Genomic DNA, 20,630 nt, shown 5'->3' on the forward strand with positions numbered 1-20,630 from the left:
TTAATCGACGCTGATGGCCATGCCGTCGCGTTGCGGATCGGCGGCACCTGCGGAGAGTCCGTTATCGATGCGTATTCCGTGCAGCGCGGCGAAGGCATAGGTCTGCGGCGAACGCACAACGTTGTAGCCTTCGTGGGTCAGTTCGTCGACGACGGAGCGGCGAATGCGGTTGCATATGTCGATCGAATTCGAGACGCCTACTAAACGTGGCGCTGATACGGCTTCGTGAATCCCCATGCCATAGTCGATCATGTTGATGAGGCCCTGTGCCACCGTTGGAGCGATATAGCTGCCGCCCGGAGCGCCGATGACGATGATCGGCCGGTCGTCTTCGAACACAATGGTAGGAGCGGCAGAACTGGCGCGGCGTTTTCGAGGTGCGATAGAAGCGGGCTTGCCTGGCCGAGGATCAAATCGTCCCATTAGGCCGTTGTACATGAAGCCCAGCCCATCCGTAATGGCACCCGACGGGCTGCCCAGTGAATGCGTCATGGCGACGGCATTGCCTTCCTTGTCGATGACAGAAATATGCGTGGTGTCGCGTTGGGATAGATCCAGCCGTTCGACATTTGCCCGTTCCCCACGTTTGATTTCATCGGCGAGTGCGGCCGCATGCTCTTTCGAAAGCAGTCTTTCGACGGGCACATCGACATACGCCGGATCGCCCATGTGAGCATCTTTGTCGATGGTCATGCGCTTCATGGCTTCGAAGAGTGTACGTACGTATTCTGTCGATCCGTGCCGCATGCTGGCAATGTCGAAGTTTTCCAGAATATGCAGCAGTTCAATCATCGGAAAGCCCGAACCAGGAGGTGGGCTGGAGGCAATACGTTTTCCGCGGTAACTGCCCCATACGGGTTCAGCACGGCTGACGTTGTATTGAGCGAGATCGTCTTGTCCGATCAGCCCGCCGTGGCGTGCAAAATCCGCAGCAATCTGCTGGGCGATTTCGCCGTGATAGAAAATATCCGATGAACCGCTTTGCGCGATACGCCGCAGCGTGTTCGCCAAATCCGGATTTCGCAGCCGATCCCCTACGCGGCGTAACGAACCGTCTTCGTGAAAATAAACCCGGCGCCCCGTTTCCGAATAGCGTAGTTTGTCTACAGTGTTGATTTGTCCATCGCTGCTTTGGTCTTTAGCCCAGTACCAATGCATGTGCGGGCGTATCATGAAACCCTCTTCGGCGTATCGAATCGCTGGCTGGATCAGATCGGCCCAATCCCAGGTGCCGTAATCTCTCAACGCGGTTTCATAACCCTTGAGCGCACCGGGTGTGCAGCAGGCCAAATAGCCGATTTCAGAGATGTTGTCTTTAAGGATGAAACCGAAACCGTCGCGGCTTTGCCCAATCAGTTTATCGAGCCACATGTCAGGCGTCGCTGCAATGGGCGCCAGCGCGTAAAACTCGAGCATTTCATGTACACCGCGCTTGGGCATATAGACGTGCATTGAGCCAAAGCCTCCGATGCCCGTCATCTGCGGGTCAACCACGCCTTGCACGAAAGCGCACGCAAGCGCGGCGTCTATCGCATTGCCTCCGCGCTCAAGAACGGCCGCGCCTGCTTCGACTGCTTCAGGCTGTGGGGCAACAATCGTTGCGTTGCGATTCATGCACGCTGCTCCTTGAGTACTCGGGCGAGAAATTTTTTGACATGACCCAGCACTTTGAGTCGATCATGCGAGACGCCAGGAACCTCATCAAAGGTCACCTTGACGCCGGCGGCTTCGAAAGATTTCTGCAGCGAACGCAACCGTTCAGGACGCGTCGAGCCTGGATCGTTGGCGCCATCCATGTAGTAAATGGACCCGGGTTTGTGGGTGATTTCCCATGTCTCCAGATCCAGGGCGCCGACCACCATCTGGACGGGAACCTTTGCCAATGCATCTATATTTAGCGGATGGCCAAATTTTTCGGTGAAATCGCGGGTGCCGATCCACCAATCCTTTTCAGGATTGAGCAGCGTTACGGAGCCGGGGGCTCCTATGCTTGCGGCCCAGAGTTTTTCAGGATGCAAGAGGGCAAAACGATGCGTGAAATGGCCACCTCCTGAAAAGCCGAACATGGCAAATGTGGACCAGTCCTGCCCGTATTTGGTGGCCATTTCGTCGACCATGGACAATACGATGTGATCGTATCGGATGTCTCCCTCGACCATATATTTATAGCCAGATCGAGCGCCATCTCCGCGGACATTGATCGGAAAAATGGGACACAAGATGGCGCAGTCGTTGTACAGCCCGAACTCTGCGAATCCATCTCGAAACTCGATCGCCGAGGTGCGTCCCGTACCATGGACCGCGACCAGCAGATCAACTTTTCGGCCTTCCGCGACGGTAGGGGGGACATACAGCAGCATGTGAAATCGCGGATCTGCAGTCGATGCGAAAATGGCCGTCTCGCCATAGTCATAAAAGGCGCGCGCGCGTGCGGCGGCCTCGCTTGTGCCAAGCTCTTGCATAGTTACTCCAACGGAAAATTCTGACGTATTGCGGTGTTCGCGCAACGCCGCAGGGGAGGCCGGGATCGCCTCCCACTGATTCGTTCTTATGAATTATTTTTGTGTAGCGTTTGCGGGGCGTACTTCGTAGGCCATGGTGTACTTGTCGCTTCGAGGCGTGAAAGCGATCGCTTTGCTCGCACCCATCACCACGTTCTCATAGTGCATGGGCAGCAGCCAATGTTGGTTGAACGTCAGCTCCGATACCTGTTGCAACAGCGGTTCTCGCGCGTCGTCTTTCAGGCTGGCCGTGGCCTGATCAAGCAGTTTGTTTATTTCCGGAACATTGACACCGCCGCCGTTATAGCGGCCCGTGCCTTTTTCTTTGTCCAGACCCGCTACGAGCGCTATCGCGGGGTTTGATACCTCACCCGTATTGACACCCCATGACCCTAGAAACATGGAGTAGTCGCCGTTGGCGTATTTGCCCGCATACACCGACCAAGGCACAACTTGAACTTTGGTTGCGATGCCGATGCGCGATAGCATTTGTCCTACTGCCTGCAAAACCTCGCTATCGTTCACATAACGGCCCGATGGACCATGAATGGTTAATGCAAACCCCTCGGGGTAGCCGGCTTGTGCCAAGAGCTCCTTGGCGCGGCGAGGATCATATCCGACTGTCTGTACTTTTTCCGAGTGTCCAAAGAAGCCATTGGCGACGAATTGGTCGGCAACCGTACCGTTTTTCTGCATGATGCGATCAACGATGGCGGGACGATTGATAGCCAGCAGTAACGCCTCACGAACGCGTGCGTCTTTGAACGGGTTTTTCTCCAATGGTGAGCCGTCTTTCGCGGTGGCAAACGGGGTCTTGTCCTTGGAGACATCCATGCCGAAATAAACGAAGCGCGTAGACTGGCCACGGATGATTTGCAGCTTATTGTTGCTCTCGACGCGGCTGATACCTTCGGCAGGCAGGTTTTCGATCAGATCCAGGTCACCAGAGAGCAACGAAGCCAGACGGCCGCCATCGTCGGTCGCCATGCGCAGGGTGACTTTGCTCCATGGTGCAGGGCCCTCGAAATAGTTGTCGTTGCGTGCCAGAACGATGCGGTCGCCCGGTGTGTACGACACAAATTTGAACGGGCCGGTCCCCACAGCTGCTTTCCCGCTCTCGAAGTCTGCCACGCTGGCCTTTGCGTATTGCGAGCTAATGATGTGAATGCGGCTGAGCGAATTCAAGAGCAGAGGGTCGGGCGTAGACGTTTCTACAACAACGCTATAGGGGTCTTCGAGCGTGACGTTGGCGATATTCCGGGTGTAGGCGGCAAACGCATGCGAGGGCTTATCTCTCGCACGCAACAGGGATGCGACAACGTCTTCTGCATCGAACGTCGAGCCGTCATGAAAGGTCACCCCTTTGCGCAGCTTGAATCGCCAGTGCGTGTCGTCGATGACTTCCCACGATGTCGCTAGCTGAGGCTTATTTTCCGCACGGCTTCCACGGTTGATGAGACTGTCAAAGATGTGACGGTTGGCCGCATTGTTCGGCGAATTGGAGTCCTCATGCGGATCCATGGTGGTGACGGGCGCCGCCATACCGATTGACAGCGTGGCGTCTTGCGCCATGGACGGGGATGTCAGAGAAACGAGTAATGCAAATGCTGTGCCGGATACGAGTCGGCGGGTCATCGCTTTGATCAATTCTTACTCCCTTGGAAGGCTGGCATCAGGCCAATGGTCAGTCTGGGTTTTTGTCGCTGCGGGGTGTTGAAAGCGGGTGATGAAAACAAAGGATTAGCTATATGTCAATGCAATTTTGTTATGTGTTTTATCTAGTAAAACAGCTAATATGGCCGCCAAATAGGAGATGAAGATCGTATGGCTGACGATAAATATACGGTTGAATCAGTTGAAAAAGCCTTTGATTTATTGATGACGGTCGCACGTATGCCGCGATCTGGCGTGACAAAACTTGCGCAGAAAACGAACCTGGTCAAATCGAGAGCCTATCGTTTGTTGCATACAATGGAACAACGGAAAATCGTCAAGAGAGACGAAAACAATGGTTATGTGCTGGGCGACGCTATGCTGGTACTGGGTATAACGGCCAGTTCTCAGATTGATTTGATCCGGCTTGCCACACCCATCTTGGAAGAGCTATGCCAACGTGTGAACGAAACGGTTCAGTTGCGTACGGCAGATGGCTTTGATGCTTTGTGCATTGCTAAAGCCGAGCCATCGAGAGACTTGCGTGTGCATGCCAATGTGGGGCGTAGACGTCCCTTGTATGCAGGCTCGCCAAAATGCTTGCTGGCGTTTAAGTCTCGGGAGTTTATTGACCGATGCATACCACAGTATCCGACGCCGCTCACGGATCTCACACCCAAGTCGAGATCTTTGATCCTGGATGAGTTAGCCAAAATCCGTAAACAGGGTTATTGCGTCAGCAGGGGCGAAGTCAGCGATCATCAAGTGTCGTGTGCGGCTCCTGTGTTCGCTATAGACAACTCTATCGTGGCTTCCATCCACGTGGTGGCGCCCGCGTTCAGAATCGGAGAGCCCGAGTTGCAGCACATCATTCATTTGGTAGTGGCGGCCGCACAGCGTTTGTCTGCCGGGCTCGGTTGGACCAAAGGGTAGCGGCCGCTTGCAGTGTGGTCACCCCAGCTTGGTCAGGAATGGCTACCCGCCTGTTTTGGACGCTTCAGTGGGAGTCGCTGGTATTTGAAGAGCCGATCAGAGGCCGTTGAGTGCGAACCCGATCCAGGTCTTCGCATAGCTTCTCGGTTACATCGATCAAACGCGGTCCAGGCCGATATAACGCATCGGCATCCACACTGAATACATAGCCCAGCTGTGCAGCCGGCAACCCATGCCGCTGCCAGGCTTGCAGATTGCTGCGAGCGTCGTTGGGGCCGGCCAACCCAGCGACTACCGCGTCCGGCCGCGCAGCCAGCACGCTTTCGAGCGAAATCTGCGGTGCCAGTGTATTTGTTTCTGCAAAAACATTGATGCCGCCGCATAGGCGTAGGGCATCGCTGACGATACTGCGACCGTTCAGGGTGTAAATCGGCTGCAGACCGGCTTGAATGAAAACGCGCACAGGGGCGAGATGTGTGTAACGGGCGGATAGCGCGGCCAGCCGGGCACGCAAAGCCTTGGCCGCAGGAACGGCCTGCGCCTCGGTGCCGAACAGGCTCCCCATGGTTTCTACCGCCTCGGGAATCTCGGCCAAGGTGCGCGGGTCGCTGTAGAACACCGGCACTTTCTGGCGTTGCATGAGATCTCCCAATGGATCAGGAACCGCCGGCTGCCAGGCGATCAGCAGGTCGGGTTGCAGCGCTGCTGCGATTTCCAGGTTCGGTCGCAGTGTGGTGCCGATAGAAGGCAGCGCGAGGGCTGCAGGGGGGTAGTTGCTGCCCTGGGCGGTGCCTGCGAGATAGGCACCTGCGCCAGCCGCGTAGACCAATTCTGTTGCGTGAGGCGCGGCCGTGATGGCACGCCGCGCGGGTGCGGTGAGTGTGATCGTGTGGCCGTGATCATCACGCAGTGTGATCGCTGCGTGATGCGCCGTCGTCGCAACGTGTGTGGGGGCCGTCGCCGTCTGTGATGGTTCCGATGCCCCAGCGGACACTGCGGCGAGACAGAGCAGCGTTGTGGCCAATGCCCGCCCGTCCAGGCCGAGGGTCTTGGCGGCATCAGGAACGGGCAGGGCGTGTTGCATCAGTAGCGGATCGTCAACGACGCCTGGACGTTGCGGCCCGCAGCCGGATAGAGGTTATACGCGCCCGTGGCGCCGGTGCTGCCCGAGCGGATGCCATAGGTCGCGTATTCCTTGTCAAACAGATTGTTCACGGCCAACGTGCCCGAGATGTTCTTGGTAAAGGCATAGCCGACCTTGCCGTTGACCAGGAAATAGTCATCCAGCTGCTTGTCGAACTCGTTGGCCTGGTCGTTATCCATGCGTGCTTTACCCACGTATTGGCCGGACAGGCTGATGAACAGCTTGTCCATGGGGCGCCAGGTGGCGCCCAGGTTGGCCATCCATTTTGGCACCAACGGCACAGTGTTGCCGGCCAGGTCCACGCCAGCGGCGGTGCCAGAACGGAATTTAGCCTGCATCCAGGTGACGTTCGCGTCCAGGCTCAAGGTCTTGGTCAGATCGTGATGGCCTTCCAGTTCGATCCCTTGGCGGCGCGTCGGATCCAGATTGACGTTGGAGAAACTGATCGGGTTGTATTGGATCTCGTTGGTCAGGTCGTAGCGATACCAGGTCAGGCGAGCGCTGGACGTGTCCGATTTCCACAAAATGCCCAGTTCCTTGTCTACGGAGGTCTGCGGCTTGAGCGGGGTTGCGACATACAGCAGTTCGTCGGAATTGGCGAAACGGAAGCTGCGGCCGACTTTGCCGTAGGCGCTAAAGCCCGCGCCGAGCTCCTGGCGCAGGGCTAGTTGCCAGGCTCCCAGATGGCGTGTCTCGTCGGAGTTGCCGCTGTAGCCTGACAGGGTTTCCAACTGATCGTTGGCATATTGGCGACGGCCGCCCAGGGTGATACGGGTCGTGTCAGTGGCCTGGATTTGAGCTTCGGCAAAGAACCCGTGTTGACGTTGTTTGGCGCGCCACTGGTCCGGCATGGGTGAGTACGAGTACAGATTGGAGGCGTCCAGGCTGCTGTCGAGCATGTCGGCGCCCACGATCAGCGCGTGTTTGCCGGCAATCGGCAACTGATAGCGAATGCTGCCGGTGGTTTCGCCCAGATCTTGCTCGCGGGTCGTGTCGCCGTAGCTGGATCCCGTGAAGCCGGTCAGTGACTTGTCGCGTTGATTCAGGTCGGCATACAGGGTGCCCGTGCCCAGGCGCTGTTCGATTTGCAGGCCGAACGCATCTGTTTGGGTATTGACGTAATCGTCGGGCGTGGACGTGCCGCGCGGGTCGTCCTCGTACTCGTTCAGGCCTGTGGCAGGGTCAACGCGGCGCGGGCCGGGCAGGCCGAGTTTCTGCGTGGTCGTTCGGGCATAGAGACGGATCTCGCCATCGTCGTGATGAAAAGCCAGGCCGATACCGCCACCGTCGCGGCTTTCGCGGTTGTTGTCGCGGTAGTTGTCGGTGCGCAGCGTTTGCCCGTAGACGTCGACGGTCACATGTTCGTTTTGCAGGCTGATGGCCGCATCCAATTGGTGCAGGCCATAATTGCCTAGCGTGCCGGTGACGCTGGCCGAGACGGGTTGGCCGTCGGGATTGCCGCGCTTGGTCAGGATGTTGATGACACCACCGGTCGTGCCGCCGCCATATTGGACTGAACCGCTGCCGCGGACGATCTCGATGCGCTCAATGCGGTCCAGCGGCACCGTGCCCAGCGAGGGTGCCGACAGATCATTGTTGTTTTGCGGTACGCCGTCGATCAGGATCAGGGTGTTGCTGAATCCGGCAATGCCAAAGCCGCGCAGGTCCACCTGTGCTTGTGCCGCCGCGCCTGTGCTGTTGATCACGTGCACGCCGGCTTGGGTGGACAGCAGCTCTTGTACCGTCATGGCGCTGCTGGTACGGATTTGTTCCTGGGTCAGCACGGAAACCTGTACGGGTTGATCGCGGGCCTCGGTGGGCACCCGCGAGGCCGTGACGGTGACGGTGCTGAGCTCTGGGGCTGCGGCCGCGGTGGATATTTGGTCTTGTTGTTGGGCGGCGGCCAGAGCGGGCACAGCGCAAATCAAGACGCCGGCTGCATGCCGGAAAGGGCGGGATTTCATCAGACAAGCCTCGGTTTGACGCGCGACCCCGCACGTCGTTCACGGTAATGGGCCGCACAGGGCGTCCCGGTGGGTGAACTGGCCGGTGTCGGGCTGCCATGCGGCGCGATGCACGCATGGGGACCGTTGCGGGGGCAGCACAGGCTGGGCGCGGCGCGCCTTCCTGTTTCCCGTTTACCTTCGGCACGCATCGCGCGCCAGAAGCACCAGTTCGGGCCGCACTGTAGCATTCCAAGGCAAAAAGCGACCCATTTTGTTACCATCAAGTGTCGGTTTTCGGGCATTTTTTGCCTTTTCGCCACATTTCCGAGATATTTCCGTGTCGTATCCCCGCCTGCCTTATCCGCCTTCCTCCTATACCCGAGGTGGTGATTTTGCCCGCCTGCTCGGCGAGCGCATTCTGATCCTGGACGGTGCGATGGGCACCATGATCCAGCGCTACAAGCTCGGCGAAGCCGATTTCCGTGGTCAGCGTTTCGCGGATCACCACAAAGATCTAAAGGGCGATAACGAATTGCTGTCGCTGGTGCGGCCGGACGTCATTGACGAGATCCACCGCCAGTATCTCGAGGCAGGCGCCGATGTCATCGAGACCAATACCTTTGGCGCGACGTCGATTGCGCAGGGCGACTATGACTTGCCCGAGCTGGCGTATGAGCTGAATCTCGAGTCTGCAAAACTCGCTCGTGCGGCCTGTGATGCCTACAGCACCCCCGAGCGTCCGCGTTTTGTGGCAGGTGCGTTGGGACCTCAGCCGAAGACCGCGTCGATCTCGCCGGATGTGAATGACCCCGGTGCGCGCAACGTGACGTTTGACGAGCTGCGCGTCGCCTATATCGAGCAATTGAATGGCTTGTTGGATGGCGGCATCGACATTGTGTTGATCGAGACCATTTTCGACACGCTCAATGCCAAGGCTGCCATTTTTGCCGTCGAGTCCGTGTTCGAGGAGCGCGGCGTACGCTTGCCTGTCATGGTCTCGGGCACCGTCACAGACGCGTCGGGCCGCATTCTGTCGGGCCAGACCGTCGAGGCATTCTGGAATTCCGTGCGCCATGCGAGACCGGTCACGATCGGATTGAACTGTGCGTTGGGTGCGGCGCTGATGCGCCCCTATGTCGCCGAGCTGTCCAAGATCTGCGATACCTACGTCTGTGTGTACCCCAACGCTGGTCTGCCCAACCCCATGGCGGAAACGGGCTTTGACGAAACGCCGGCCGATACCTCGGCATTGCTCGAGGAGTTCGCGCGCGCCGGCTTGGTCAACATGTCGGGCGGCTGCTGCGGTACGACCCCTGACCATATTCGCGCCATCGCCGATAAAGTCACCTCGCTGACCCCGCGCGTTGTGCCCGATATTCCCGTCAAGACTCGCCTGTCGGGCCTGGAGCCGCTGAACATCGACGAGGAATCCCTGTTCGTCAACGTGGGTGAGCGCACCAACGTCACGGGCAGCAAGATGTTTGCGCGCCTGATTCGCGAGGAAAAATACGACGAAGCCTTGGCCGTCGCGCGTCAACAGGTAGAGAACGGCGCTCAGATCATCGATATCAACATGGACGAGGCCATGTTGGATTCGGCAGCGTGTATGCATCGCTTCTTGAATCTGATCGCGTCCGAACCTGATATCTCTCGCGTACCCATCATGATCGACAGTTCCAAATGGGAAGTCATCGAAACGGGGCTGAAGTGCGTGCAGGGCAAGCCGGTCGTGAATTCGATCTCCATGAAAGAGGGCATCGATATCTTTCGTGCGCATGCCCGTCTGTGCCGGCGCTACGGCGCGGCTGTCGTGGTGATGGCATTCGATGAACAGGGGCAGGCCGATACGCTGGAGCGTCGCAAAGAGATATGCGGGCGCGCCTACAAGATTCTGGTCGAAGAAGAGCAGTTTCCGCCCGAGGACATTATCTTTGATCCGAACGTCTTTGCCGTCGCGACGGGGATCGACGAACACAATCACTACGCGATGGATTTCATCGAGGGTGCGGGCTGGATTCGGAAAAATCTGCCTCACGCGCGTATCTCGGGCGGCATCTCGAACGTGAGCTTCTCGTTCCGTGGCAACGAGCCGATGCGCGAAGCCATTCACACGGTGTTCCTGTACTACGCCATCCGCGAAGGCCTGACGATGGGTATCGTCAACGCGGGTCAGTTGGGCGTGTACGCCGATCTGGACGGCATCCTGCGAGACTTGGTCGAAGACGTCATCCTGGATCGTGAGCCTCCCGTGGGCAAAACTGATCCCGACGATGAACGCACGCCTACTGAGCGGTTGGTACAGTTCGCCGACACCGTCAAAGGCTCGGGCGCCAAGAAAGAAGAGGATCTCGCCTGGCGCGACGCTCCTGTGCAAAATCGCTTGTCGCATGCGTTGGTGCACGGCATCACGACGTTTATCGTCGAAGACACCGAAGAAGTCCGGCAACAGATCGAGGCCCGCGGCGGCCGTCCCATCGAGGTGATCGAAGGGCCGTTGATGGATGGAATGAATATCGTCGGCGACCTGTTTGGTGCCGGCAAAATGTTCTTGCCGCAAGTGGTGAAGTCCGCACGCGTGATGAAGCAGGCCGTGGCGCATCTGATTCCCTTTATTGAGGAAGAAAAGCGCCAGATTGCGGCGGCCGGCGGTGATGTCCGAGCCAAGGGGAAAATGGTGATCGCCACTGTCAAAGGCGACGTGCATGACATCGGCAAGAACATCGTTTCCGTCGTGCTGCAATGTAATAACTTTGAAGTCGTCAACATGGGCGTGATGGTGCCCTGCGCGCAGATTCTCGAGAAAGCCAAAGAAGAGCAGGCCGACATTGTGGGCCTGTCCGGCTTGATTACGCCCAGCCTCGAGGAAATGGCTTATGTGGCTTCGGAAATGCAGCGTGACCCGTATTTCCGCGATCGCAAAATTCCGTTGATGATTGGCGGTGCGACGACCAGCCGCGTCCACACGGCCGTGAAAATTGCGCCCAATTACGATGGTCCCGTGATCTATACCCCCGATGCCAGCCGTGCCGTGGGGGTGGCCGCCAATCTGGTTTCCGACCAGGCGCAAACGTATATCGATGAGATCGCGCAGGAATACGAGGAGGTCCGTCGCCGTCATGCGAATCGCAAGGCCACGCCGCTGATCTCGTTGGCCGACGCACGTGCCGCGCGTCCGCAGATCGACTGGGCCAACTACACACCGCCGCGCCCGAAATTCATCGGCCGCCGTTCCTTCAAGAGCTACGACCTCAGCGAGATCGCCAAATATCTGGATTGGACGCCGTTTTTTCAGACCTGGAGTCTGTTTGGGCAATTTCCGGCCATTCTCGAGGACAAGGTCGTCGGCGAGCAGGCGAAAAAGGTTTATGCCGATGGGCAGGCCATGCTCAAGCGCATCATCGATGGCCGTTGGCTGACGGCTAATGGCGTCGTGGCGTTTTATCCTGCCAATACAGTCAATGACGACGACATCGAAATCTATACCGATGAGTCGCGCAGCGAAGTGCTGTTTACTTATCGCAATCTGCGTCAGCAAGGCGTCAAGCGTGAGGGCGTCAGCAATAAATGCCTGGCGGATTTCATTGCGCCGAAGTCCAGCGGCGTGGCGGATTACATCGGTATGTTTGCGGTGACCGCGGGCTTGGGAATCGAAAAGAAAGAGGCCGAATTCCAGGCGGCGTTGGATGACTATTCGAGCATCATGCTCAAGGCCATGGCAGATCGTTTGGCCGAGGGATTTGCCGAGTGTCTGCATGCGCGAGTGCGTCAGGATCTGTGGGGCTATGCGCCTGACGAGGGCTTGTCCAATGACGACATGATCGCCGAGAAATATGTGGGCATCCGCCCGGCACCGGGATATCCAGCTTGTCCGGAGCATGTGGTCAAGACCGATATGTTCCGTGTGCTGGATGGGGCGGATATCGGGATGACCTTGACCGATAGCTATGCGATGTATCCGGCGTCCAGCGTGTCCGGGTTCTATTTCAGTCATCCGCAGTCGCAGTATTTCAACGTGGGGACGATTGGTGAGGATCAACTGGCTGATTACATCGCGCGTAGTGGGCGGGCTGAGGAGGATGTTCGGCGGACGCTGGTTAGTAGCTTGGGGTGATGAGTTTTTGCTTGTCCCGAATGGCGCGGATGGTCGGATGTCGGCGCCTGCATAATCGTTCTTTCTTCTGACGCCAGCGTTCGCCGTGTAAAAGCGGCGCCGGCCCTATCGGACGCGACTCGGCCCATGAGCAGGGGCCTCGGCCTCGCTACGCGAGGCTGAATCGCGCCTCAACGGGCCGGCGCCGCTTTTACACGGCGAACGCTGGCTCACACTGTCGGCACGCTAAGGCTTTGAGCCTATAGCCCGTCGCAACGCCTTTCAGGAGGTCCGCTGACCTCCATCTGTGCTTAATTTCTACGAACGGGATCGCCAAGCGGAGTATGCGCTCCGTTGGGTAGTTCGTTGGTACGTGCTGTACTGGGAAAGCGTCCGAAATTGAGGCAACAAGAACTTTTGCGACGGCATGAGAGCCTCGCTGGGATAGTATTTACTTAGTTGATCAAGTCTGCTGCGATCGTGACTGCCTGAAAACGTCATAAATACTCTCCCTTTCAGAGCGATGGCGGGTGCCGTTCTTCGCCATACGCCGGGCTGCTTGTCTGCCAGTCTTTTTACCGTGTATTGATGCGCTTTTCGATGTCGGCTTCAGGAGGGGCGATTCATGGAGCTTATGCATAGTGTCTCGTCGCGGATTGCGTCTGCCATCTATTCGAACGAGCCGCGATTTCCGCCCGGAACGAAAATTCCAAAGGACGAGGTTTTTCATGCCGTAAGGAGAGGCGATGTTGATGGCCTTTCTTATCTGCTTGATCAGTGTCAGGTCGATCTGACGGCCATCGACGATGACGGAGAAACGGCTCTTCATCTGGCAATTTCGATAGGCCGAGATGGGATCGCGAAGTTGTTACTGGAAAAATGTGGCGATGCCCCCCTGATCCTCAATGCGTTAGATCGAGAGGGGTATACGCCATTAATGCGTGCTTCGGCAATGGCGAAAGTAGATCTGATGCAAGCCTTGGTCAAAAAGGGAGGAGAAACGAATATCAGCGCGAAGGTACTCTGGGAATCTTTCGGCATGCCGATGCTGCATCCTGATATTGCCGCACCACAGATACTGATCGAAGCTGAAGGCGAGCTATCGAAAGCGTTTGTCATTGCCCTCATTCGATGCAACATATTGGCGGCAGAGTTGTATTTTTACGCCGGGGCAAGCACGTCGTTCGCCCTGGAACAGCTTGTTAACCGGCATGATGTAGGGCCATTGCAATTACTGTTAGTTCACCAATGGGCCAGCAAAAGCGAAGTGGTGACCGCTCTGGGAAATGCCTTGCAATCGGCTAATACGAGAGCTGCAAAAGTGTTAATTCCAGCGGCGGCTGTAGACGTACTTGACCTTTGGGTGACTTGCGCCCGACACGGTGAGCTGGAGAAAGTGAAAACCCTGCTCAGTGCTGTCAAGGGATTTCAATGTCGGGCGGTACGGGCCTTGCTTGAAATGAAGAATCTGGCCGAGGCAGAAAAGGTAGCGGCGTTACGCGTACTGATACGGGGAGGCGCGATGCTAACGGCTACTGGAGTGATTGAAAGAGCCGTCTTCAGGGGTGATTCGGACGCGGACGTGAGATCTTTGATTAATGCCGGAGCGTCAACGATCGACTTGCTCATGAAACTGGGTAGACACGGTGATAGAGGAACGGCGCAAAGATTGATCGGTTATGGGGCCAATCCCTTCGCGGCCATGGATAAGTTGATTCAGGATGGCGAGCAAGATGCGGCAAACGTGCTGGCCGTCGCCGCCGCGTGGCAGTTATGGGGGCGGAATCAACCACGGGAACATCCGCACTCCAGCCCCAGCTAATGGACTGAGCCGGTTCGACAGGAATCGATGCGATTCAGGATCTGTCGAGGGTGTTCAAGCGGGCGCTGACCTCATTCGGGATTTGCATGCATAGGCTGTGGCACTGTTGCATGACAAAAGATCTCTCGAGCTACATTGGCCTCATGCCACGGAATGCGTAGGCATTCGGTAGATGCACCGTCAAAGAAATGCACTACGCATCATCGTCGCAGGCCTCAAACGCAGCCAAGCAGATCTTCCAAACAAGCACCACGCCACCCCTCCCGCATGCCCAGACCGATCGCTTGAGGTGGGCGCGCAGGGCGCGCGCCGAAAGCAGCGCCGTAAGATCTTCTTCTTTGCCAACGCGGCTGCAAAAAAACGCCAAGCAAGACAGTCGTGTCAGCGATGCAGAGAATGCTAATTGTCGCTAGTCGAGCCGAGGCAATCGGCCCGGCCGGGCGCCTCAAGGTCGAGCGAGCAGCCACCGAAGGGAGCGCGCAGGCGCGGACGAGGTGAGCGACGCGGTGTCCGGCGCCCGCGCGCCGGACCGACTTTGTGAAGCCCGGCCGGGCCGATTGCCTCGGCTCGACGACCAAAAGAACTCCAACCTCACGCAAAACACCACACCAGCAGCCCATTCACCCCTTACGCACCACCAACGTCGCCGTATCGCTAGTAAACGACCCATCACCCTGAATCTCAAAATGCTCACGCACCACATCCGGCGCAATCGCATGCAGGGCCCGCAATGCGGCCACGAGCGTCTCGGGTGTACGCATCCGTGCCACCCAGGACGAGAACTCCAGCGGCAAACGCCGCAATGTCGTGCTTTGCAGCGTAAAACCCGCCTGCGTCAGCAACGCAGACCATTCCGCGATCGAATAATTACGCACATGCGAAGTATCACGCAGCATTTCGAACGTTTGCAGCCACGTATCGAGTAATGCTTCGCCGGGCGAAACCACATCTGCAAAGGCTGCGATACCGCCGGGCTTCAATACGCGTCTTGCTTCGCGTATGGCTTGTCCGGGGTCCTGCCAATGGTGGGTCGAATAGCGGCACAGCAACAGATCGAACTGCTCATCGTCGAATGGCAGACGTTCCGCTTTGCCCTGACAGGTGTCCAGGTTGTGCAATCCGCGGCGGCCAGCTTCGGCGGCGACCACATCAAGCATCGCTTGGGACAGATCGTAAGCAGTGACGTGTTGAACCAAGGGGGCAACGAGAAAACTCACATGGCCGCCGCCACAACCCAGATCCAAGACACGAGCCGTTGGCTGCCCCCGAGCCAGGCTGGCCAGTTGTTGCAGGTCTTCGCCCTGCGCGTGAACCGAGCTGGTCAAATATGCGGCAGCTTGTGGACTGAACTGACGCTCGACAGCGGCGTCGTGAGAAGCAGAGAGGGTCATTAATGACTCCGAAAACGGCGTTGAGACAGATGGCATGACGTGCCAGGAGTTAAGATAAATGTCCGTTGATACGCGTACAAGACCATTACTTATCCTGGTATGAATGCTTCCCCCCAAGCCGGTTTGCCGGCATCACCTGACAGTTCGACCCGCCGCCGTCACGCCTTGGGCGAGTTCGTGCGCGCCGCACGGGCGCGGATTACGCCCCAGATGGCCGGGTTGCCAGAGGGGATGCGACGCCGCACACCTGGATTGCGACGCGAAGAGGTCGCGCAGTTATGCGGGATCAGCGTGACCTGGTACACCTGGATCGAACAGGGACGCGAAGTATCCGTGTCACCTGCCGTGTGGGCGCGGATTGCAGGCGTGCTGCAGTTGGCGCGCGCCGAGCGTGCGTACCTGTTCGAGTTGGCCGAGTGCGCGGATCCACAGCACCCGCGCGACGATGGCAGCGAGGCGCCGGGGCTGCTGCGTGAGTGCGTGGATGCAATCACCGCACCGGCTTATGTGCTCGATCGTGCATGGAATGTGTTGGTGCATAACGCATCGATGAGCGAACTGTTTGACGATTGGCCCATACGCGATCCTCAGCCGAATTTATTGCGTTATATCTTTCTCGATCCGGCCGCGCGTCAGTTGGTGGTGGATTGGGATCAACGCGCGCGCCGCGTCGTGGCCGAGTTCCGGGCCGATGCGGGTGCGCATCTGGATGAGCCGGATGTGTTGACGCTGCTCGATGAGCTGAATCGAGACAGCGACGTGTTTGCGCATTGGTGGACACGGCACGCCGTGGTGGAGCGCGAGGGCGGTCTACGCGAGTTTCAGCATCCGAGTCATGGCCGGCTGGCTTATCAGCAAACGACGTTTCGCTTGGCGACGCATCCGGATTTGAAATTGGTGATGTTGTTGAAGGGCGCGTGAGTAATCTGGAATTCCTACTCAGGCAAGCCTGCTTCCAGCAGCCCTTCCAACAGCTTGCGTATCGGTGCCGGCAGCGCCAGCGATGGCAGCTCCGCCAGGCTCGCCCAGCGCTGCGGCATCGTCGGCTCGGCTATGCTCGCAGCCTGGCTCACGGGCAGATACCACGGTTTGATATGCAATCGATAATGCGTAAACGTATGCGCAAACGCGGCCAGTTCGTATCGTTGGGTGGGCTCCAGACCCAATTGTCGTGCGGCCTGGGTCGGATCGGCGCCCACGTCGAATTCCGGCAAGCTCCACAGTCCACCCCAGATACCCGGCGACGGCCGTTGTTCCAGCAAAATTGCACCATCGCGTTGCAGTACCAGCATGCCGGTCTGGCGTTCGGGGATGGCTTTGCGGGCCTTGGGGGTGGGGAGTTCGCTCTGGCGCCCATCACGGCGCGCGATACAGGTCTCGGATACAGGGCAGCGTGTACAGTCGGGCTTGCCGCGCGTGCATAGTGTGGCGCCCAAGTCCATCAAGCCTTGGGTATAGGTCGCCATGTTCAGGCCGGGCGCCTCAGCGACTTGCGCATCTGCCAGTTCCCACAAACGCTGTTCGACTTCACGCCGTGTGGGCTCTCCCTCGACACCGAAATGCCGCGTGAATACACGCTTGACGTTACCGTCCAGGATGGGGGACCGCTCTCCATACGCAAAGGCTGCAATCGCGGCTGCCGTGGATCGGCCTATGCCCGGCAGCGTGGCGATCTGCTCGGCCGTGGGCGGAAAGCGTCCGCCCCAGTCGTTCATGATGGTTTGCGCGCAACGGTGCAGGTTGCGCGCGCGTGCGTAGTATCCGAGGCCCGCCCAATACGGCATGACCGCTTCCTGGTCGGCAGCCGCCAGCGTTGCAATGTCGGGGAACCGTTCCAGAAAACGCTGATAGTACGGAATGACCGTCGTGACCTGCGTTTGCTGCAGCATGATCTCTGACAGCCAGATCCGATACGGGTCTTGCGTATGTTGCCAGGGGAGTCCGTGGCGGCCGTGGCTAGCTTGCCAGGCGACGATGCGAAGGGCGAAATCCATAGCGCGGGATTATCGCACCCCGGGCCTGCCGAGCAGCGCCTTCGCCCACAAAGGCGCCGAAGCATGGGTACATAATTGGATGATTTAAAAAAAGGCCTGACTATATATACGAGTTATGTAGCCATGGTCATAGAACATTCGTCGCAACGAATCGCGCGAAACTTTTGTTGTCTCTATGTAACTGAAAATTAAAAATATGTGCCGAATTTCCCTGCCATGAGCGCGAAAAATCGGTCTCATGGCACGGCCGTCTTTTAATGTGTCCCCGATTAAAATCGAGTGCTACGGGTCACTGACCAGCGTGCCGCCAGTGCGCCCAGGATACCCGTGCCCACCACCGCAATCGCCAGTATCGGCAAACCCGGCAAATGCAGGGCAAAGTTTGCCCCATAACTACGGGCGAGCCCCACCAGCGCGTTATTCAGCGGAGTCAGGGCGGCGGCTGCCGCGCCTATGGCGATCAAGGCCGCCAACGCACCAGACAGGGCGCCCAGATACAGGAAGGGCCGGCGGACAAAGGACTCCGTAGCGCCCACCAGACGCGCCACAGCGATCTCCTCTCGTTGCAGCATGGCCTGCATGCGTACCGTATTGAAGACGGCTGCCAGCACAACTGCCGCGACACATGCCGCCAGGAATATCAGGCCCACGCGCGCAAAACGCAGAATGGCTTCCAGCCGCTGCACCCACGCGCTGTCCAACTGCACCATATCGACGTGTTCCCATTTTTGCCACGTATCGGCGAGCGTGTTGGCGCGCTCCGCGAGTTGCTCGCCCTCGGTCAGCGTGGCGACCACGGCATCCGGCAGCGGATTGCCAGGTAACACGGCCAGGGCTTGATCCCAAGTGGGATCGTTGCGCAACGAGGCCAGTGCTTCGTCGCGCGGCACGACACGTACTGCTTGCACCTGATCGGCATTGTCGTCGCGGATGCGTTGCGCAATCGCGGCGGCAGCGCCATCGGGGGCGGATGTCTTCAGGAACAACGTGACCTCTGGCGTCACCGACACTTGGCGGGCGACAGGCTGGGCAGAGACCAGAATCGCCGCTCCCAATAGCGGCAAGGCCAAGGCCAGAGCCATGACTACCAGATTCGCCAACGAGGAAAAAGGCTGCGCCGCCAATCGGCGCAAGGTGACTATCAGCGCATAGCGATGCAATCGCAACCAGGATTTCATTCGCGGGCTCCCGAATCAAAAAATTTGCCGGGTTCCAGCCGCAGGGTGCGGGTGGCGTATTGCGCCATCAGGGCCTGATCGTGTGAAGCAATCAGCGTCGTGACGCCGACGCGATTGAAGTCGCGAAACACATTCAGAATGCGTCGCGCCGTATCCTGGTCCAGGTTTGCCGTCGGTTCGTCCGCAATCAGAATCGCAGGCCGGTTCACGATAGCGCGCGCGATCGCCAGGCGTTGCTGTTCGCCGCCAGAGAGTTCGATCGGATTCATATCTTCTTTACCTGCCAGGCCGACCTTGTCCAGGGCGGCGCGGGCGCGCGCACTGGCAGGCCCGTGTGCCTGACCGGTGACTGCCAGGGGAAGCATGACGTTTTGCAGAGCGCTGCGATCAAACAGCAAGTGAGTGTCTTGCAGGATCACGCCCACGGCACGTCGCAGATAGGGCCGTGCGCGTGCCGAGAGCTGGTCCAGACGCTGGCCGTTGACCTGGATCGAGCCCCGGCTGGCAGGCTCCAGCCCGCCGATCAGTTTCAGCAAGGTGGATTTGCCCGCGCCCGACGCTCCTGAGACAAACAGGAACTCGCCGGCGGTTACGCGGAAATTGATGTCGGCCAGGATGTTACGGCCGCGCCCATACGATTTGAAAACGTGCTGGAATTCGATCATGGCGGCAAGAAAGGATGAAGCAGCAATAGTACCGTGTGTATTCCGGTTAGTGGGACGTGTCACGCTTGTTGCATATTTCTTGCGTCCCTTTTTTTTGCTCAACTTGTCGAGGGATTTCCCCCATGTCCCCGAATATCTCCAGCCGCTACCATCCCCGGCGATGCTTGAATTGCCGGATTACGTTGCAAGCAAGCGTTTCTTACAGGAGATCCAAATGAAAGCACTAAAATTAGCCGCGGTGGCTGCTGCATTATTAGCCACTGCGGCGACCGCGCATGCGGGGGCCACTTTTGATAGCGTCAAAAAGAAAGGTTTCGTCCAGTGCGGCGTGTCCACGGGGATTTCTGGTTTCTCCATGGCCGACAGCAAAGGGCAATGGCAAGGGATCGACATCGATATGTGCCGCGCCGTCGCAGCCACGATGTTCAATGACGCGACCAAATTCAAAGTCACCCCGCTGAATACGCAGCAGCGTTTTACTGCACTGCAGTCAGGCGAGGTCGATGTATTGACTCGTAATACGACGCAAACGCTGACGCGTGATACCACCCTGGGCCTGATTGGCGCTGGCGTGAACTACTACGACAGCCAAGGCGTGATGGTGTCCAAAGAACTGGGCGTCAAGAGCGCGAAAGAACTGAACGGCGCCACCGTTTGCGTTCAGCCTGGCACCACCACCGAGCTCAACCTGGCCGACTGGTTCCGTGGCGAAAAGATCGAGTTCAAACCGGTCGTGATCGACAAGTACGACGAAATCATCCGCGCTTTCTCGGCTGGCCGCTGCGACGCCTTCACGACCGACAAGTCGCAATTGGCATCGAGCCGCACCACGCTTGAAAAACCCGACAATTACGTCATCTTGCCGGAAGACTTCTCGAAAGAGCCGCTTGGTCCCATGGTGCGCCAGGGCGACGAGCAATGGTTCAACGTCGTTCGTTGGACGCTGAACGCCATGATCGAAGCCGAAGAGTATGGCATTACGTCCAAGAACGTCGACGAAATGACCAAGAATTCCAACCCCAATATTCAACGCATCCTGGGTGTGACCCCGGGCATGGGCAAGAACCTGGGTGTGGACGACAAGTGGGCCTACAACATCATCAAGCAAGTCGGTAACTACGGCGAAAGCTTTGAGCGCACGCTCGGGATGAACAGCCCCATGAAACTTGAACGCGGCTTGAATGCTTCGTACAAGAACGGCGGCATTATGTACGGTTGGCCGGTGCGCTAAGCATCGCTGCCGGGCAAGACGGGATCATCCCGTCTTGCCTTGATGTCCGCACGATGCGGACGGCAGGAGTGAGGTGGCCTGC

14 protein-coding genes and 1 riboswitch are annotated in these 20,630 nt (G+C 58.2%); of the genes, 5 read left to right on the plus strand and 9 right to left on the minus strand.

Annotation, left to right across the window (positions count from 1 at the left end):
* The 3 genes from ggt to ACYVI2_RS20355 all read right to left on the minus strand — a co-directional run bounded on the left by ggt (position 1) and on the right by ACYVI2_RS20355 (position 4,136).
* Positions 1-1,614: a gamma-glutamyltransferase gene (gene ggt, locus ACYVI2_RS20345; protein ID WP_415821480.1), complete on the minus strand. Its 1,614-nt coding sequence runs from the start codon at positions 1,612-1,614 to the stop codon at positions 1-3.
* A complete protein-coding gene (locus ACYVI2_RS20350) occupies positions 1,611-2,462 on the minus strand; it encodes an alpha/beta hydrolase (RefSeq protein WP_415821479.1) in 852 nt (283 codons plus the stop codon). Before ACYVI2_RS20350 ends, ggt begins: the two co-directional genes overlap by 4 nt.
* Before the next feature lie 93 nt (positions 2,463-2,555).
* Complete coding sequence (locus ACYVI2_RS20355; protein WP_415821478.1) at positions 2,556-4,136, minus strand: ABC transporter substrate-binding protein; 1,581 nt, start codon at positions 4,134-4,136, stop codon at positions 2,556-2,558.
* 189 nt (positions 4,137-4,325) lie between these two features.
* Between ACYVI2_RS20355 and ACYVI2_RS20360 the strand changes: the two genes are divergently transcribed.
* On the plus strand, positions 4,326-5,087 hold the full coding sequence (locus ACYVI2_RS20360) for an IclR family transcriptional regulator (RefSeq protein ID WP_415821477.1): 762 nt from the start codon (positions 4,326-4,328) through the stop codon (positions 5,085-5,087).
* A 64-nt stretch (positions 5,088-5,151) separates the two neighbouring features.
* Here the strand turns inward: ACYVI2_RS20360 and ACYVI2_RS20365 are convergent, their stop codons facing one another.
* Both ACYVI2_RS20365 and ACYVI2_RS20370 read right to left on the minus strand, forming a co-directional pair.
* Positions 5,152-6,171, minus strand: a complete 1,020-nt coding sequence (locus ACYVI2_RS20365) for an ABC transporter substrate-binding protein (protein WP_415821476.1) — start codon at positions 6,169-6,171, stop codon at positions 5,152-5,154.
* Positions 6,171-8,195: a TonB-dependent receptor gene (locus ACYVI2_RS20370; RefSeq protein ID WP_415821475.1), complete on the minus strand. Its 2,025-nt coding sequence runs from the start codon at positions 8,193-8,195 to the stop codon at positions 6,171-6,173. Before ACYVI2_RS20370 ends, ACYVI2_RS20365 begins: the two co-directional genes overlap by 1 nt.
* Positions 8,196-8,258: 63 nt before the next feature.
* Positions 8,259-8,421, minus strand: a riboswitch (cobalamin riboswitch).
* 93 nt (positions 8,422-8,514) lie between these two features.
* On the opposite strand from ACYVI2_RS20370, the gene metH reads away from it, so the two are divergent.
* A complete protein-coding gene (metH, locus tag ACYVI2_RS20375; protein ID WP_460490343.1) occupies positions 8,515-12,288 on the plus strand; it encodes a methionine synthase in 3,774 nt (1,257 codons plus the stop codon).
* Between the two features lie 604 nt (positions 12,289-12,892).
* Entirely contained in the window at positions 12,893-14,089 is a 1,197-nt protein-coding gene (locus ACYVI2_RS20380) for an ankyrin repeat domain-containing protein (protein ID WP_415821474.1), read from the plus strand.
* 620 nt (positions 14,090-14,709) lie between these two features.
* Here the strand turns inward: ACYVI2_RS20380 and ACYVI2_RS20385 are convergent.
* Positions 14,710-15,480, minus strand: a complete 771-nt coding sequence (locus ACYVI2_RS20385) for a class I SAM-dependent methyltransferase (RefSeq protein WP_415821842.1) — start codon at positions 15,478-15,480, stop codon at positions 14,710-14,712.
* Between the two features lie 99 nt (positions 15,481-15,579).
* On the opposite strand from ACYVI2_RS20385, the gene ACYVI2_RS20390 reads away from it, so the two are divergent.
* Positions 15,580-16,401 (plus strand): helix-turn-helix transcriptional regulator, encoded by an 822-nt coding sequence (locus tag ACYVI2_RS20390; protein ID WP_415821843.1) that lies wholly within the window; start codon positions 15,580-15,582, stop codon positions 16,399-16,401.
* Positions 16,402-16,415: 14 nt separating this feature from the next.
* Here ACYVI2_RS20390 and mutY read toward each other — a convergent pair whose 3' ends face one another.
* From mutY to ACYVI2_RS20405, 3 genes are all read right to left on the minus strand, one after another.
* On the minus strand, positions 16,416-17,474 hold the full coding sequence (gene mutY / locus ACYVI2_RS20395) for an A/G-specific adenine glycosylase (protein WP_460490344.1): 1,059 nt from the start codon (positions 17,472-17,474) through the stop codon (positions 16,416-16,418).
* Between the two features lie 269 nt (positions 17,475-17,743).
* The gene (locus tag ACYVI2_RS20400; protein ID WP_415821845.1) at positions 17,744-18,652 is read right to left on the minus strand and encodes a cell division protein FtsX; all 909 of its coding nucleotides are present in this window, start codon (positions 18,650-18,652) and stop codon (positions 17,744-17,746) included.
* Positions 18,649-19,317: a cell division ATP-binding protein FtsE gene (locus ACYVI2_RS20405; RefSeq protein WP_415821875.1), complete on the minus strand. Its 669-nt coding sequence runs from the start codon at positions 19,315-19,317 to the stop codon at positions 18,649-18,651. Before ACYVI2_RS20405 ends, ACYVI2_RS20400 begins: the two co-directional genes overlap by 4 nt.
* A gap of 214 nt (positions 19,318-19,531) precedes the next feature.
* Here ACYVI2_RS20405 and ACYVI2_RS20410 point away from each other — a divergent pair, with 214 nt between their 5' ends.
* Positions 19,532-20,548, plus strand: coding sequence for an amino acid ABC transporter substrate-binding protein (locus tag ACYVI2_RS20410; protein WP_415821846.1), 1,017 nt, complete (start codon positions 19,532-19,534; stop codon positions 20,546-20,548).
* Positions 20,549-20,630: the final 82 nt, after the last annotated feature.

The sequence above is a fragment of the Bordetella tumbae genome (assembly GCF_054780995.1).

Bases quoted from the DNA above. Each gene is read 5' to 3' on its own strand.
- ggt (WP_415821480.1), bottom strand. From the start codon at position 1,614: ATGAATCGCAACGCAACGATTGTTGCCCCACAGCCTGAAGCAGTCGAA.
- ACYVI2_RS20350 (WP_415821479.1), bottom strand. From the start codon at position 2,462: ATGCAAGAGCTTGGCACAAGCGAGGCCGCCGCACGCGCGCGCGCCTTT.
- ACYVI2_RS20355 (WP_415821478.1), bottom strand. From the start codon at position 4,136: ATGACCCGCCGACTCGTATCCGGCACAGCATTTGCATTACTCGTTTCT.
- ACYVI2_RS20360 (WP_415821477.1), top strand. From the start codon at position 4,326: ATGGCTGACGATAAATATACGGTTGAATCAGTTGAAAAAGCCTTTGAT.
- ACYVI2_RS20365 (WP_415821476.1), bottom strand. From the start codon at position 6,171: ATGCAACACGCCCTGCCCGTTCCTGATGCCGCCAAGACCCTCGGCCTG.
- ACYVI2_RS20370 (WP_415821475.1), bottom strand. From the start codon at position 8,195: ATGAAATCCCGCCCTTTCCGGCATGCAGCCGGCGTCTTGATTTGCGCT.
- ACYVI2_RS20380 (WP_415821474.1), top strand. From the start codon at position 12,893: ATGGAGCTTATGCATAGTGTCTCGTCGCGGATTGCGTCTGCCATCTAT.
- ACYVI2_RS20385 (WP_415821842.1), bottom strand. From the start codon at position 15,480: ATGACCCTCTCTGCTTCTCACGACGCCGCTGTCGAGCGTCAGTTCAGT.
- ACYVI2_RS20390 (WP_415821843.1), top strand. From the start codon at position 15,580: ATGAATGCTTCCCCCCAAGCCGGTTTGCCGGCATCACCTGACAGTTCG.
- mutY (WP_460490344.1), bottom strand. From the start codon at position 17,474: ATGGATTTCGCCCTTCGCATCGTCGCCTGGCAAGCTAGCCACGGCCGC.
- ACYVI2_RS20400 (WP_415821845.1), bottom strand. From the start codon at position 18,652: ATGAAATCCTGGTTGCGATTGCATCGCTATGCGCTGATAGTCACCTTG.
- ACYVI2_RS20405 (WP_415821875.1), bottom strand. From the start codon at position 19,317: ATGATCGAATTCCAGCACGTTTTCAAATCGTATGGGCGCGGCCGTAAC.
- ACYVI2_RS20410 (WP_415821846.1), top strand. From the start codon at position 19,532: ATGAAAGCACTAAAATTAGCCGCGGTGGCTGCTGCATTATTAGCCACT.